Source organism: Bifidobacterium pullorum subsp. gallinarum, assembly GCF_000741215.1.
GTDB lineage: Bacteria > Actinomycetota > Actinomycetes > Actinomycetales > Bifidobacteriaceae > Bifidobacterium > Bifidobacterium pullorum_B.
The window spans coordinates 366,285-381,607 of sequence record NZ_JGYX01000005.1 but is presented as its reverse complement, the minus strand read 5'-3'; the positions used below and the strand labels follow the sequence as shown (position 1 = coordinate 381,607).

13 protein-coding genes and 1 tRNA gene are annotated in these 15,323 nt (G+C 64.1%); 11 read left to right on the top strand and 3 right to left on the bottom strand.

Features of this window, described 5'->3' with window-relative positions; genetic code table 11:
- Positions 1-182 precede the first annotated feature (182 nt).
- From BIGA_RS07315 to BIGA_RS07275, 9 genes are all read left to right on the top strand, one after another.
- Positions 183-2,735 (top strand): glycoside hydrolase family 31 protein, encoded by a 2,553-nt coding sequence (locus BIGA_RS07315; RefSeq protein WP_033507024.1) that lies wholly within the window; start codon positions 183-185, stop codon positions 2,733-2,735.
- A 499-nt stretch (positions 2,736-3,234) separates the two neighbouring features.
- Positions 3,235-5,283, top strand: coding sequence for an alkaline phosphatase (gene phoA / locus BIGA_RS07310; RefSeq protein WP_033507026.1), 2,049 nt, complete (start codon positions 3,235-3,237; stop codon positions 5,281-5,283).
- 404 nt (positions 5,284-5,687) lie between these two features.
- Positions 5,688-7,544, top strand: coding sequence for a molecular chaperone DnaK (gene dnaK, locus BIGA_RS07305; RefSeq protein WP_033507028.1), 1,857 nt, complete (start codon positions 5,688-5,690; stop codon positions 7,542-7,544).
- 15 nt (positions 7,545-7,559) lie between these two features.
- Positions 7,560-8,282 (top strand): nucleotide exchange factor GrpE, encoded by a 723-nt coding sequence (grpE, locus tag BIGA_RS07300; protein WP_033507030.1) that lies wholly within the window; start codon positions 7,560-7,562, stop codon positions 8,280-8,282.
- Between the two features lie 157 nt (positions 8,283-8,439).
- Positions 8,440-9,447, top strand: a complete 1,008-nt coding sequence (locus tag BIGA_RS07295) for a DnaJ C-terminal domain-containing protein (protein ID WP_033507032.1) — start codon at positions 8,440-8,442, stop codon at positions 9,445-9,447.
- Between the two features lie 16 nt (positions 9,448-9,463).
- Entirely contained in the window at positions 9,464-10,036 is a 573-nt protein-coding gene (locus tag BIGA_RS07290; protein WP_033507034.1) for a heat shock protein transcriptional repressor HspR, read from the top strand.
- 201 nt (positions 10,037-10,237) lie between these two features.
- The gene (locus BIGA_RS07285) at positions 10,238-10,912 is read left to right on the top strand and encodes an HAD family hydrolase (RefSeq protein WP_033507106.1); all 675 of its coding nucleotides are present in this window, start codon (positions 10,238-10,240) and stop codon (positions 10,910-10,912) included.
- Between the two features lie 228 nt (positions 10,913-11,140).
- Positions 11,141-11,422: a hypothetical protein gene (locus BIGA_RS07280; protein ID WP_034259831.1), complete on the top strand. Its 282-nt coding sequence runs from the start codon at positions 11,141-11,143 to the stop codon at positions 11,420-11,422.
- Between the two features lie 566 nt (positions 11,423-11,988).
- The gene (locus BIGA_RS07275) at positions 11,989-12,678 is read left to right on the top strand and encodes a XamI family restriction endonuclease (protein ID WP_051917162.1); all 690 of its coding nucleotides are present in this window, start codon (positions 11,989-11,991) and stop codon (positions 12,676-12,678) included.
- 263 nt (positions 12,679-12,941) lie between these two features.
- On the opposite strand, the gene BIGA_RS07270 is transcribed toward BIGA_RS07275, so the two are convergent.
- From BIGA_RS07270 to BIGA_RS09540, 3 genes are all read right to left on the bottom strand, one after another.
- A tRNA-Ala gene (locus tag BIGA_RS07270) sits at positions 12,942-13,014 on the bottom strand.
- Between the two features lie 294 nt (positions 13,015-13,308).
- Positions 13,309-13,500 (bottom strand): hypothetical protein, encoded by a 192-nt coding sequence (locus tag BIGA_RS07265; protein WP_033507037.1) that lies wholly within the window; start codon positions 13,498-13,500, stop codon positions 13,309-13,311.
- Positions 13,501-13,605: 105 nt separating this feature from the next.
- Entirely contained in the window at positions 13,606-13,890 is a 285-nt protein-coding gene (locus BIGA_RS09540) for a hypothetical protein (protein ID WP_051917161.1), read from the bottom strand.
- On the opposite strand from BIGA_RS09540, the gene BIGA_RS07260 reads away from it, so the two are divergent.
- Together BIGA_RS07260 and rsmI are read left to right on the top strand one after the other, a co-directional pair.
- Positions 13,889-14,209, top strand: a complete 321-nt coding sequence (locus BIGA_RS07260; protein WP_051917160.1) for an Rrf2 family transcriptional regulator — start codon at positions 13,889-13,891, stop codon at positions 14,207-14,209. The genes BIGA_RS09540 and BIGA_RS07260 overlap by 2 nt on opposite strands.
- A 59-nt stretch (positions 14,210-14,268) precedes the next feature.
- Entirely contained in the window at positions 14,269-15,312 is a 1,044-nt protein-coding gene (gene rsmI, locus BIGA_RS07255; RefSeq protein ID WP_394295745.1) for a 16S rRNA (cytidine(1402)-2'-O)-methyltransferase, read from the top strand.
- Positions 15,313-15,323 lie beyond the last annotated feature (11 nt).

The following is a 15,323-nucleotide window of genomic DNA, read 5'->3' as shown; positions in this document are numbered from 1 at the left end:
CCCCGATTCGGGCACAAGGTGGGGCGGGCGTGCCCCGCTGTGACGGCCTTCACCGGAGGGCGCGGCAAGCGTGGCAATTTCTGCGCATGACAGTAAGGCGTGTTTTGCGAACGTTTGCACTATACTTGCGTGCAAGCGTAATCATCCATTGAAACACAATGAAACAAAGGAGTTGGAAGCACATGTCTTCTCAGGACTTTCAGGGTTTTGACCACTTCCTGCGGGGCATGCATCCCGCAATGAATCCGGCCACCACGCTGCAAGGTGAGCACTGGCGCATCGGACTGATCACCGAATCCCTGATCCGTTTGGAATGGTCCGACAGCGGCGAGTTCGAGGACCGAGCCACGCTGATGGCCGTCGACCGCGCCTTCCTGCCGTCTGGTGCCGTGGATTACACCACCGGCGAACGCGACGGGATGCTCGTCGTCGAAACGCCGGCGTTGCGTCTGACCTACGACCGCAAGCCGTTCAGCAAGGAGGGGCTGACGATCGTCGTCAAGGGCGTGCCGGACTCGCAGTTCAACACCTGGCATTACGGCGACGATCCCAAAGGCAATCTCGGCGGCACCGCACGCACGCTCGATGAGGCCGACGGCGCGATTCCGCTCGGACAAGGCGTGATCTCCCGCGATGGCTGGGCCGTGCTGGATGATTCCGCGTCGAACGTGTTCGTCACCGCCGACGCGGACGGCAACCTGCCCGACGGCGTCGTGGCGTACGGCGGCATCGGCGTTGCCCCGCGCGACCATCGCGAAACCGACATCTACTTCTTCGGCTACGGCCGCCGCTACCGTGAGGCCGTCCACGACTTCCAGAAGCTTTCCGGGCCGGCGCCGTTGCTGCCCCGCTATGCGTTGGGCAACTGGTGGAGCCGCTACTACCGGTACTCCGAGGAGGAGTACCTGGACTTGATGGACCGGTTCAAGCGCGAAGGCATTCCGTTCACCACGTCGGTGATCGACATGGACTGGCATCTGGTGAACGACGTCGACCCCAAGTACGGCTCCGGCTGGACTGGCTACACGTGGAACCCCAAGCTGTTCCCCGACCCCAAGCGCTTCCTGGACGGCCTGCACGAGCGCGGCCTGCGCACCACGGTGAACATCCATCCGCGCGACGGCATCCGCGCCTTCGAGAAGCCCTACGCCAAGGCCGCCGCCACGGTCGGCGTGGATGCGGAGGCCCGGGAGCCGGTCGAGTTCGACCTGACCAACCCGAAGTTCGTGCAGGCGTACTTCGACATGCACCACGACCTGGAGGCCGACGGCATCGACTTCTGGTGGATCGACTGGCAGCAGGGCGGCGTGACCCGCCAGCCCGGCCTGGACCCGCTGTGGGTGCTCAACCACATGCACTACTGCGACTCGGCCCGCGACGGCCGTTGGCCGCTGACGTTCTCGCGCTTCGCCGGCCCCGGCTCGCAGCGCTACCCGGTCGGCTTCTCCGGGGACACCGTGATCACCTGGAAGTCGCTGAAGTTCCAGCCGTATTTCACCTCAACCGCGAGCAACATCGGCTACGGCTGGTGGAGCCACGACATCGGCGGCCACATGTTCGGCTACCGTGACGAGGAGCTGGAAGCCCGTTGGTACCAGCTGGGCGCGTTCAGCCCGATCAATCGCCTGCATTCCAGCTGCTCGCCGTTCTCCGGCAAGGAACCGTGGAACTTCCACGAGCCGGTGCGTTCGGCGATGGTGGACGTGCTGCGGCTGCGCCAGGCGCTGATGCCATACCTGTACACGATGAACTGGCGTGCCGCCGTGGACGGCGATCCGATCGTCGAACCGATGTACTGGGCCAACCCGAATCTGGGCGAGTCCTACGAGGTGCCCGACGAGTTCCGCTTCGGCACCGAGCTGGTGGTGGCGCCGGTGGTCGATCCGATGGACAAGGCCTCGATGCGCGGTAAGGCCGATGCCTGGCTGCCGCAGGGCGACTGGTTCGATTTCTTCGACGGTCGCCGCTATACGGCTGCCGATCCGGCGGGCCGCCGCCTGGCGGTGTGGCGCACAATCGACCGGATTCCGGTGTTCACAAAGGCCGGCGGCATCGTGCCGATGCAGTCCGATCCGCTTTCGGATATGACCGTGAACCCGCGTGCGTTGGATGTGGTGATCTTCCCCGGTGCGGACGGCTCGTTCGCCATGCGCGAGGACTCCGGCGAGTTCTGCGATGTGTGCGCCGATGCCGCTGCAGCGCAGGAATCCGCCACGGCCGTGACCGCCATGACCTGGCAGTGGGATGATGGGCGCTCCCCGCAATTCGTCATCGAAGCGCCGACCGGCAACACGTCGGTGGTGCCGGAACGGCGTGACTGGACCCTGATCTTCCGTGGCGTGGCCCGTTCGGCCATGCAGGTGATCGTCGGCGGCGAAGCCTGGGACAAGGACCTGGTCGGCACCACGGTGGTGGATTACGATGCGGAGACGATGAGCCTGAGCGTGAAGCTGGTCGACGTGCCCTCCTCGGCGCGGATCCAGGTGCTGTTCCCGCAAGGGCTTGCCCTGGCCGAATCCCCGGTCGAGGCGGACTGCGAACGCATCCTGTTTGACGCGCAGATGCTGTACACCACCAAGGAGCATGCCATGGCGCAGATCAGCCGCTACGGTGTGGCCGCGATTCCGGGGCTGCGCACGCTGGAGCGCGAGCAGCGCAACGAGCGTGACTTCTTCCAGTCGCATATGCCCGAAAGCGTGATCGGCGCCTTGGAAGAGGTACTGCTGAGGGGTTGATCCCCAGCGGTGGTTCGCACTACCTCGGGTTTCACATTCAGGACCGGCGGAATTCCGCCGGTCCTGTTTTAAAGTTGGAGGTAGTGCGAAGCTGCTCCACGCTTCACAACGAGTTCTTTGACCGTTAGCTCCAAACGTCCGTGTTGTCGCATGGCTGCGACAACACGCCGTCTAGCGTTGTGCTGCCATTGTTCCAACCAGTTTTGGTGGTGGATTTGCCACTTTTCCAACTTTCAGTCGACGAGGACCGCAATCCCGCATGTAACACCGAGGCCCGGATACGTAGTCGCTTGCGGTTCATGGAGAGTTCGTCGCCCATTGCGATTGTTCACCATTGCGTGGCGATTCCGTCAGCTGGGCGACGGTTTGGCGTCCTATCGTGCGTGGTGGAGAAGCCGGAAGGGTCGGGAAGCCTGACATGACCGGAATCCCGAGGGCGGTCGTAACCCGTGGGGAACGCGGCCGGCCTCGTCGTGAAGCCAACGAAAAGAGGCATGAAGTGAACAAGCATCACGTGTTGAAGGGAACCGTGGCGGCGCTCGTCGCCACCGCCATGCTCGCTGGCGTCAGCGGCATGGCCTATGCGACCAACGGCAAGCCCGCCGCCGAACTGGCCGGCCACGGCGCCGCGCAGCGCATCGCCGGCATGTACGGCAACCAGAACGCCAAGAACGTCATCCTGTTCATCGGCGACGGCATGGGCGATTCTGAGATCACCGTCGCCCGCGACTACCTGCACGGCGCGAACGGCTCATTCGACGGTCTTGACAAGATCGGCCAGCCGTCCTCGTACGGCGACACCACCGTCGGCACCGGCCAGTACACCACGTTCTCGCTCGGCAACGGCATCCAGGACAAGGGCAAGCCGACCGTCACCCCGGTGACCGACTCCGCAGCCTCCGGCTCCGCATGGGCCACCGGTACCAAGACCTACAACAACGCGCTGGACGTGGATGTCTACGGCACCCCGCAGATGAACCTGACCGAGTTGGCCAAGGCCGCCGGCAAGGCCACCGGCAATGTGACCACCTCCGAAATTCAGGACGCCACCCCGGCAGCCCAGATGTCGCATTCCACGCTGCGCTCCTGCTATGGACCGCAGGGCAAGACCGACGGCTCCAGCAACAACGCCGCCGACCAGTGCGAGGTCGCCCAGCTCAAGGAGAACGGCGGCATCGGCTCGATCTCCGAGCAGATGCTCGACACCCGCGCCGACGTGACGATCGGCGGCGGCGCCAAGTATCTGCACCAGACCGTGCAGGGCGGCGAGTACGCCGGCATGACCGTGTGGGATCAGGCCAAGGCGATGGGCTATGAAACCGTGGAGAAGGACGTCGACGCGCTCAACGCCCTGCAGTATGACGGCAAGCCGGTGCTGGCCCTGATGGCCGACGGCAACCTGCAGACCCAGTTCGCGCCGAGCGTGGCCACCAAGAAGGACCCGGCCAAGGACGAGAACCCGATCAAGTGCTCCACCAACCCCGACTGGCTCGGCAACAAGAACGCCAACGGCAACTCCGCCTCCCTGGCCGACATGACGCGCAAGGCCATCGACCTGCTCGAGGCCAACCCGAACGGCCAGAGCAACGGCTTCTTCCTGCAGGTCGAGGGCGCCTCGATCGACAAGCAGGACCACAACGCCAACGCTTGCGGCCAGATCGGCGAGACCGACGACCTGGACAAGGCCATCTCCGCCGCGCTCGACAAGGTGGACCTGAACGAAACGCTGATCATCGTGACCGCCGATCACGCGCACACCAGCCAGATCGTGGAGGAGCAGCCGAACTACGCGCTGAGCACGGTGCTCAAGTCCCCGATCGACGGCGCCAAGATCACCGTGGCCTACGGCACCTCGCCCGACCAGATGTACGCCAACGATGATGCCCCGAAGTTCGACGAGGTCGAAAGCTCGATGTCCCACACCGGCACCCAGCTGCGCATCGCCGCCTCCGGCCCCGGCGCCCAGCGCGTCAACGGCCTGACCGACCAGACCGACAACTTCTACACCATCGCCAAGGCGTTGGGGCTTGCCTCCACCGCCGACGACTACAAGAACCTGTCCGCCGGCATGGATTACGCCGTCAACGTCAAGGACGGCAAGGTTTCGCTCGACGTGACCGGCCTGAACGGCGACGCCTCCTTCTCCTACGCGGTCACCGATGCCGCCACCGGCCAGGTGGTCGCCCAGTCCGTTGACGGCGACCCGGTTTCCGGTGAGCGCGTCCGTACCATGCAGACCACGTCGGTGGAACTGACCGACAAGGTCACGGAAGGCAAGACCTACAAGGTCACGGTGACCGGCCGCCAGACCGGTGTGGCGCTGGACAAGGAGATTCAGATTCCCGCCCAGACGACCTCCGAGGTCATCCCCGGCAAGCCGACCGGCGGCAACGCCAACGCCGCCGGGAATGCCTCGGCCGCGAGCCCGCTGGGCAAGACCGGTGTGGCCATCATCGGCGTGGTGGTGCTGGCCGCGGCTCTGGTCTCCACCGGCCTGGCGGTTCGGACGATCAAGTCCCGCCGCTTTGGTTCTGCCGAAAGGCGTTGATGGTTTCTGACTGTCCGTCTTGAATGCGCCCCGCGACCGTAAGGGTAAGGCCGCGGGGCGCATTCGCATCGAACCGTCGGATCGTGAGTCGGGCCAGGCGCGAACTGATGCCGCAGGGCTTTTCGCGCGCTTGGCCGGCAGCGGCACGCGCCGGACCGTCGTGTCCGCGCGAACGCCATGCAGGACGGCCCTCGCCTGGTCCGGTGGCGCGGTGAAGCGCTCGCCCGTGCGGATGCCGGAGCCGGTGAGGCGGACGGCGGTCTTTGCCGCCGTGCCAGAAAATTCCTCCCCAATCCGGGAATAAACACTTGCGCCGTAAAGTTGAGTGGTGTAGGCTCAAGTTTTGGAAGCACCCAGAACCTGGGCGTAGGACGTAACTGACAACGAATAAAGGAGCGAACATTATGGGACGTGCAGTAGGCATCGATCTGGGAACCACCAATTCCTGCATCGCCACGCTGGAAGGCGGTGAACCCACCGTCATCGTGAACGCCGAGGGCTCGCGCACCACGCCGTCGGTCGTGGCGTTCAGCAAGTCCGGCGAGATCCTCGTCGGCGAGGTGGCCAAGCGCCAGGCCGTGACCAACGTGGACCGCACCATCAGCTCGGTCAAGCGCCACATGGGCACCGACTGGACCGTCGAGATCGACGGCAAGAAGTGGACCCCGCAGGAGATCTCCGCGCAGATCCTGATGAAGCTCAAGCGCGACGCCGAGGCCTACCTGGGCGAGCCGGTGACCGACGCGGTCATCACCTGCCCGGCGTACTTCAACGACGCCCAGCGCCAGGCCACCAAGGACGCCGGCACCATCGCCGGTCTGAACGTGCTGCGCATCATCAACGAGCCGACCGCGGCCGCCCTGGCCTACGGTCTGGAGAAGGGCAAGGAGGACGAGCGCATCCTGGTCTTCGATCTGGGCGGCGGCACCTTCGACGTGTCCCTGCTGGAGATCGGCAAGGACGAGGACGGCTTCTCCACCATCCAGGTCAAGGCCACCAACGGTGACAACCGTCTGGGCGGCGACGACTGGGATCAGAAGATCATCGACTGGCTGGTCACCGAGGTCAAGAACAAGTACGGCGTGGATCTGGCCAAGGACAAGATCGCGCTGCAGCGCCTGAAGGAAGCCGCCGAGCAGGCTAAGAAGGAGCTGTCGAGCTCGACCTCCACCACCATCTCCATGCAGTACCTGGCCATGACCCCGGACGGCACCCCGGTGCACCTGGACGAGACCCTGACCCGTGCCCATTTCGAGGAGATGACCTCCGACCTGCTGGGCCGCTGCCGCACCCCGTTCAACAACGTGCTGGCCGACGCCGGCATCGGCGTGAGCGGCATCGACCATGTGGTGCTGGTCGGCGGTTCGACCCGTATGCCGGCCGTCAAGGACCTGGTCAAGGAGCTGACCGGCGGCAAGGAAGCGAACCAGTCCGTGAACCCGGACGAGGTCGTGGCCGTCGGCGCCGCCGTGCAGTCCGGCGTCATCAAGGGCGACCGCAAGGACGTCCTGCTGATCGACGTGACCCCGCTGAGCCTCGGCATCGAGACCAAGGGCGGCATCATGACCAAGCTCATCGACCGCAACACCGCCATCCCGACCAAGCGTTCCGAGGTGTTCTCCACCGCCGAGGACAACCAGCCGTCCGTGCTCATCCAGGTCTACCAGGGCGAGCGTGAGTTCGCGCGCGACAACAAGCCGCTGGGCACCTTCGAGCTGACCGGCATCGCCCCGGCGCCGCGCGGCATCCCGCAGATCGAGGTGACCTTCGACATCGACGCCAACGGCATCGTGCACGTGTCCGCCAAGGACAAGGGCACCGGCAAGGAGCAGTCGATGACGATCACCGGCGGCTCGGGCCTGCCGAAGGACGAGATCGACCGCATGGTCAAGGAGGCCGAGGCCCACGAGGCCGAGGACAAGAAGCGCCGCGAGGACGCCGAGACCCGCAACCAGGCCGAGTCCTTCGCCTACCAGACCGAGAAGCTCGTCAACGACAACAAGGACAAGCTCTCCGACGACGTGGCCAAGGAGGTCACCGACAAGGTCAACGAGCTCAAGGAAGCCCTGAAGGGTGAGGACATCGAGGCCATCAAGACCAAGCAGACCGAGCTGATGACCGCCGCCCAGAAGATCGGCCAGGCGCTGTACGCCCAGCAGGGCGCCGCGGATGCCGCGGGCGCGTCGGGCGCCGCCGACAACGGTGGCGACGACGACGTGGTGGACGCCGAGGTCGTGGACGACGACAAGGACAACAAGTAATAAGGGCCGGTAATCATGGCTGAGTTCAACAAGGACGATTACCTCAACGACCTGCCGGACGCCGACGACTTCGCGGACAAGACCGCGGCGTCGGCCCCGGCCGGGTCGGCCCCCGCCGACGGCACGGCCCCGGTCGACGGCCAGGCTGCGCCGGGTGCGGGCGATGCCGGAGACGGCTCCGAGACCGGGGCGTCGGTCCCGGCCGACGGCGACGCGCAGACCGAGCAGGATGCGGCCGCCGGTGCCGACTCCGGCGACAAGTCCCAGTCCGAGTCCGGATCCGAGCCCGCCGAGGACACGCTGACCCCGCTGGGCAAGGCCAAGCAGGAAGCCGCCGAATACCTGGAGGCGTTGCAACGCGAGCGTGCGGAGTTCATCAACTACCGCAACCGCGCGGCCAAGGAGCAGGAGCGCTTCCGCCAGCACGGCATCATCGACGTGCTCACCGCACTGCTGCCCGCGCTCGACGACATCGACCGCATCCGCGAGCACAGCGAGATGGACGACTCCTTCAAGGCCGTCTCCGCCAAGATCGACAAGGCCTTCGAGAAGTTCGGCGTGGAGAAGTTCGGCGAGAAGGGCGAGGACTTCGACCCGACCCGTCACGACGCGATCCTGCACAGACCGGACCCGACCGCCGACAAGGAGATCGTGGACACCGTGGTCGAGGCGGGCTACCGCATCGGCGATCGAGTGATTCGCGCCGCGCGTGTGGTGGTCGCTTCTCCACAGGCCTGAGTGATCGGCAGGGCGGCCGCTGAGGCGGATGACCCGTGCGGCCGGCCCTACCGCCCCTACTGATTTACGCTACGTGTGGCCGGGCGCCTCTCCCATTCGCGGGGCACCCGGCATCTGTACAAACTCATGATTTTCGCAACGAAAGGAGGCAGCGAGAATGGCTGAGAATGAATGGCTCTCCAAGGATTTCTACAAGGTCCTCGGTGTCTCCAAGGACGCCAGCGACCAGGAGATCACCAAGGCCTACCGCAAGCTCGCTCGCCAATACCATCCGGATCTGAACAAGACCAAGGAGGCCGAGGAGAAGTTCAAGGACATCTCCGAGGCCTACGATGTGCTGAGCAACAAGGACAGCCGCCAGAAGTACGACGCCATCCGCCAGTTCGGCATGGGCGGGGCGCGCTTCGCCGGCGGTGCCGGGGGCGGCGGGTTCGATGCCGGCGGCTTCTCCGACATCTTCGGTTCGATGTTCGGCGGCGGCAACGGCTCGCACATCCGCTTCCAGACCAACGGCGGAGGCCCGACGAACATCAACGACATCTTCTCGATGTTCGGTGGCGGTGCCGGACCTGCCGGCGGCGCCTATGGCGGGTCGCCGTACGGTGGGTATCAGGAGGCGTCTCGTCCCGAGAACGGCGAGGACCGCAACTCGAAGGTCACGCTGACGTTCCGTCAGGCGGTCAAGGGCGCCACGGTGTCCCTGAGCGTGGACGGCAAGAAGTTCAAGACGCACATCCCCGCCGGGGTCAAGGACGGTCAGAAGATCCGACTGGCCGGCAAGGGCAAGCCCGGCCGTAACGGTGGCAAGGCCGGCGACCTGTATCTGGAGTTGAGCGTCAAACCCGATGACCGCTTCATGCTGCGCGGCCATGACCTGGTCATGACCTTGCCCGTGACCGTGGGCGAGGCCGTGTGCGGCGCCAAGGTCGAGGCTCGGGATATCGACGGCGAATCGGTGACCTTCAAGGTTCCTGCCGGTTCATCGAGTGGCACGGAGGTTCGCGTGTCCGGCAAGGGCGTGCAGGCCTCACGCGGCACCGGCGATCTGATCGGCCGCGTGGAGATCCGTGTGCCCGCCAAGCCCGGCATGGGACTCAAGCGGGCGGCCAAGGAATTCGACAAGGAATCCGGCGGTTTTGCGGACGAACTCGCCTCGCAACGGTAAGTAACTAGGAGGGCGTATGGCACGGGTGGCGCAGCAGGTGCGGCAGCTGTATGAGATGTGCGCCGTGGCGCTGGTCTCCGGACGCGCGCACCTCGACGGTGCCAGCGAGGTGGGGTTCGATGTCGAGCTGCCTGTGTTCACGGTCGGCCGCGCCGCCGAACTGGCCCACATTCACCCGCAGACCCTCCGCCAGTACGACCGTCTCGGACTCGTGGTGCCGCAGCGGACCGATGGCGGCGCCCGTCGCTACTCCCTGCGCGACGTCTCGCGTCTGGCGCATGCGCAGCAGCTCAGCCAGGATGAGGGCATCAACCTGGCCGGCATCACCCGCATCCTCGAGTTGGAGGAGGAGAATCGCGAGCTGCGCCGGCAGGTGGCCCGTCTGCGCAAACCCTCCGGCTCCAGCGTGTTCGCCGCGGACGCGGACGGCGGCATCGTGGAAATCGAACGCAGCGGCAGTGCCCGTCGGTGGCGTCGGCAGATTCACGTCGACCCCCGGGCGCTGCCCGCGCGCCGCGAACGGTATGACGACGGTGGGACGGACGACGGCAGCGGGTCCCAGGCCGTGGTCGTCTGGCGCATGGCGTAAGCGGTGGAATGCGGGCAAGCCGCGAACGCGGCGTGAATGGGACTTACCTTCGAATATGCGATTAGTTGCGGATCGGCAACCAATCGCATATTGCGTATGCAATGCAATGTTTTTGGGCGCGATGGTGCCACCCGCCCTGCGGCGAATCGTCCCGGACCTCTGATGAGATGGCGTTGAGAACACGAACATCGGAGGGCAATGATGGAGCTGAAGGCCGTATTCTGGGATCTGGATGGCACCCTGATCGATTCGGAGCCGCTGTGGCATCAGGGTGAGATCGAGATCGCCCACGCCAACGGCGGTGAATGGAACGAGGACGACGGCTGGGCCGGTTCCGGCACGCCCGTTCCCGACGTGGCCCGCCGCATGATCGCCAAGGGATGCACGCTGTCCGTCGAACAGATTGACGTGCAGCTCAAACGGTACGTCTACGAATCCGAATTGAAGGGTCTGCCGTGGATCGACGGCGTGCTGGACGTGCTGCATGCGCTGAAGGATGCTGGCGTGCCGTCGATGCTGGTATCCACCTCGCCCAGGCCGATTGTGGAGAACGTCATACGCCAGTCGGAGGGGCTGTTCGCCGGGTACGTGTGCGGCGACGACCCCGTGGCGCATAAGCCCGATCCCGCGCCGTATCTGGAGGCCGCCAGCCGTCTGGGACTGAGCGCCGACGATATGCCGCGTTGCGTGGTGTTCGAGGATTCATCCTCGGGCCTGCGTTCCGGCGTGGCGTCCGGCGCCACCGTCATCGCGCAGACCGGCTGGATTCGCACCGATACCTCCGGCCTGGGCCAGTTCCTGTCCATCGACTCCTACGACGGCATCGACGCCGCCGCACTGGACGTGATCGTGCGCAGGCGGCTCGCCACGCGGTGAGTCGCGTCGCATGCTGAGAGTTAATGAGAGTTATGAAGACCTTATTGACAAGTTCTCATCTAAGTCGAGCTCGACGCATTTGCTAGAAGTTCAACGGTGTCCTATGATTCCCTCGACTGCAAACGTCTAGCGAGGCGTGGGATTGGGGCGAAGAATCTCCGGATTCCGTTGTTGACGGGGATTCTTCGGCACCTATAATCTCCTGTGGGAGTTAAGACTTAATTCTCCATGTACACGAAAAAGAAGGCGATGATGATGGTTCGAGAGAACCGCGGGGATGGGCGGATTCCGAATCGGAAGACGCCTCGCACTTGGATTCGTGTGGGCATCTCGACGCTGGTTTTCATTGTGCTGCTTGCTCTCGTCGAATTCATGCAATATGGCGGCGCATTGTTTACGGTCAGGGGAATTGCCGGTCTGATTGTCAAGGCCGTTATATTCGCCGTTCTTGTGGCCAGTGTCGGCGGAACTGACTTGTTCGATGTCAAGACATCGCATCCCAAAGGTTAGCGTGAATAATGCTTGCGATGGAATTGCTCCACCGCAAGCCGTGCTATCAACATGCGCAATCGTATCCACTAGAATGGCGCTGTTGGCTGAGGCGCCGCTAACTTCCCCAAATCAGGTGGGCATGCACGATGTTCGGGGATGGCTGAAACCGGTCGGCATCTTTCGGTATGCCGCTTGTATGACAGGCGTTGGGCCGGTGTCTTCGGACACCGGCCCTCTGCGTCAAAACCACCGTGTCACGCCTACCGTCTCAAGTTCAACCCAATATTAGGCAAACACGTTCAGTTCCTATATGCCCATATAGGCCGTTCCTACGGGTTTTTCCGCCCATCAAGTCTCATCGGCTGCGACCATAACATGCGTTTTCCGCCGAGACACCGCCAGCCCCGCGTGCGACAACACGGCCTTCGGACCGTAGCGTAGAAGAGGCCCGATTAGGCGGGTATTATCACGCGTGTTTCAGTGAGGCGTATGCCGCCGTTTCCGATGTTCTTGCCCGTACGAACGATCTGCTCCTGCTGAAGGAACAAGGTCAAAGTCTTCTGATTGACGGTCTTCTGCTGACGTTGCGCAACACGGACCGGCCGACCGTCAGCGAGGACGATTTCAAGAACCTGTCCGGTGCGGGGACCTCCAGCGCAAGCCGATTTAGGGATGGTGAGCTGGCGGAGGCCGCACTCGACTATCTCGCAAGGAACATCAACACGGATGTGTTCCCTTGGGTGGCTTCCGGCATGGAACCGACCGACGAGCAGCGTCATGCCGCTTGCGTCGCGATCGCGGCACTGGTGGCCGATCAGAAGACGAAAACGTATATGCGCGGCGGATCAAGCAAGGCGCAGGAAAACATCGTCAGGGAGACATTGGTGTCGGAATGCGGCATGAGTCCTGTCGAAGGACATGATTTCCGTCTGTCTGCCGATGGGCCCGCACGCGGGCAAGTGTTCGAGCGGGAGACGAAGGTGGCGGGGACCAAGGCGGACATCGTGCTCGGCCTTTTCGACGGTCGCATCATGTGCCTTGAATGCAAGGTGTCGAACAGCGAGGTCAACTCGTTCAAACGGTTGAATCACGAGGCGGTGGACAAGGTATTCAAATGGCGTGCCGCATTCGGGGAGCAATGTGTGTCCGGTGCCGTCCTTCAGGACTGTTTCAAGACGGCTAATCTCGTCTCCGCACAAGATGCGGGCGCGTTCCTGTTCTGGTCATCGGATTTGTCTCCGTTGGTTGAATTCGTCAACTCGACGCGATTGTGAACCCAGCGATACCGCTATGCGGCAGATATGCGGTGGCGCGTGCATGCCAAGAAACAGCCGAACGGCGGAACCTGTGTAGAAGGCTGCGGAAGACGGCCGTTTCCTGATGTTCGTCGCGTACCTATACGTGTACTTGAACTCTTCAGTCGTGTCAATATTGCGAATATGTGAGTAGCGATACATCCGGCTTCTGCCTGAGGGGAGGATTGCGGTGGGCATGTGGAAAAAGAAAACCCTCCGGGGTGGAATCCGGAGGGTCCTCGTGGAGCTGATGGTAATCGAAACCACGACCTCTTCGATGCGAACGAAGCGCTCTACCAACTGAGCTACAGCCCCGTGGATGTTGTCTTGCTCCGCAGGACAACATCGGCAACTATAGTGCTACCCCTGCCCAAATGCAAATCCGCAGCGTCGTGGCGTCGTCCCTCGGACTTGGATCTATTGTGACCGTGAACTATTCCCGATAAATCGTGGGATTGGATTGTGAAGATAGGGGAGGAGTAAGAAATGCATCGCAGTCCAGGCAAGGCGGCGTGGCCGGGTGTGGCGGTGCGAAATAAGGCGGGGCTCCCGGTTGAACGTCCGGGAGCCCCAGAGGAAGGAGGGAGATGAAGTCTGCGGTTGCGCCCGTTACAACGAGGCGCTGCTGTTGACGTAGGTGGGCTGCTCCATGGCCTTGGCCGGGTCGGAGAATTTGTCGAACGCCTTGAGGAACACCAGCGACTTGGCATAGGTGATCCAGGAGAAACCGAAGATGACGGCCAACACGCGCACGAACGGCACGAAGAAGAAGATCGCCAGGAAAGCGACCTCGATGACCACGATGACGAACGTATCGCGCTGTGCGGTCCAATCGGCGATGGTGCGGTAGAGCGCCGTCGCCTGGGCGTCGTACCGGTTGACGGCGATTTGCAGCGACCAGTACGCTCAATAGTCGGCGAGTGTGCGGAACGGGTAGAAGCCCGCGGAGTACATGTCCGTCATGCCGTATCGCTCGATGAACGCGGCGAACAGACGCTTAAACCTGGGGCCGTTGTAGGCGAGTCCCGCTGCGGTCGACAGCACCGCGCCGGCGCCGATCAGGATGTGGTCGGCGCGGCGCAGCGCGTCGCGTGCGGCGGCGAATGCGGGATCGGACGGGATCTCGTTCCTCGCCGCAGGTGCCGCTTCGAAGGGTGACGTCGAGGTTGGGTCAACGGTCAAGCAGGTCATGATAGAGCTCCTCATCGCGGTCGGTGAATACGGTGAAGATGACGAACGGCACGCCGACCTCGTCACCGTGGAAGCCGGCGTGGGCGGCGCGTCACTGGCCAAGGATCCCGCGGATATCACCATGCTCGATGTGTTCCGTGCCGTCGATTCGCTGGATGGCGGCAACCTGTTCGACTTCCACACCCATCCCAACCCGGACTGTCCGGTCGGCGGCCATATCCACGAGGTGCTGGACGGAGAGCTGGCCGACGCCCAGGCGGCGTTGGAACACCGTCTCGCACAAACCACACTCGCCGACCTGTTGAAACGCCTGAACTAGCTCACGTCGAGCAACGACCGCGGGCCGGCGCATCGACCGGTTGCGGGATACTGGATGGTATGGAAGACGTGCAGCACCTGACATATGCGATGACCCCCGACGGTTCCGACGACTCGGCCGCAGCCATGGACCATACGACTGCCATAACCGGTACTGACGATTCCGCGGCCGACGTTGGCGACTCCCGGTCGTCGGAACGCACCGCGACGCGTGCGATTGCCATTCCCCGGGGCACCGTGGTGCTGGCCGCCACGCCGATCGGCAACGACGGCGACGCCTCCGCGCGTCTGATCGCCCTGCTGGAGCACGCCGACATCGTCGCCGCCGAGGACACGCGACGGCTGTACGCGCTCGCCAACCGTCTCGGCGTGCACGTCGGCGGCCATGTCGTCGCCTACCACGACCACAACGAACGCGAGAAAGCCGACGGCCTGCTCGACCGGGTGGAATCCGGCGCCACGGTGCTCGTCGTCTCCGATGCGGGCATGCCGACGATCAACGACCCCGGTCTGGCGGTGGTGCGCCGGGCCATCGAGCGCGGTCTGCCGGTGACCTGCGCGCCCGGCCCCTCCGCGGTCCTGGACGCGCTCGCATTGTCCGGCCTGCCGACCGACCGGTTCTGCTATGAGGGATTCCTGCCGCGGAAGCACTCGGAGCGGATGCAGTACCTGCGCACGATGCGCGCGGAACGCCGCACGATGGTGTTCTATGAGACGTTGCACCGCATCGACGAGTCGATGGCGGACCTGCTGGAGGCGTTCGGACCGGACCGTCCGATGGCGCTGTGCCGCGAGCTGACGAAGGAATACGAGCAGGTGCGGCGCGGCACGATCGGCGAGATTCGGCAGAGCGTGGTCGATGACCCGCCTCGCGGGGAGATGGTGCTGGTGGTGGGTGGCGCATCCGAGACGGACGTGCAGGCCGCCGCTCCGGCGTCGCTGTCGGTGGCGGATTTGGCGGTGTTGGCGGTCGACCGCGCGCTGGAGGACGGGCTGCGCATCAAGGACGCCATCATGCAGGTGGTGGAGGAGCATCCGCTGCCGGACGGCTCCTTGGCGAACCGCAAGCAGGTGTATGCCGCGGTGCTGGCGATGAAGTCGTGACGGGACCGGGC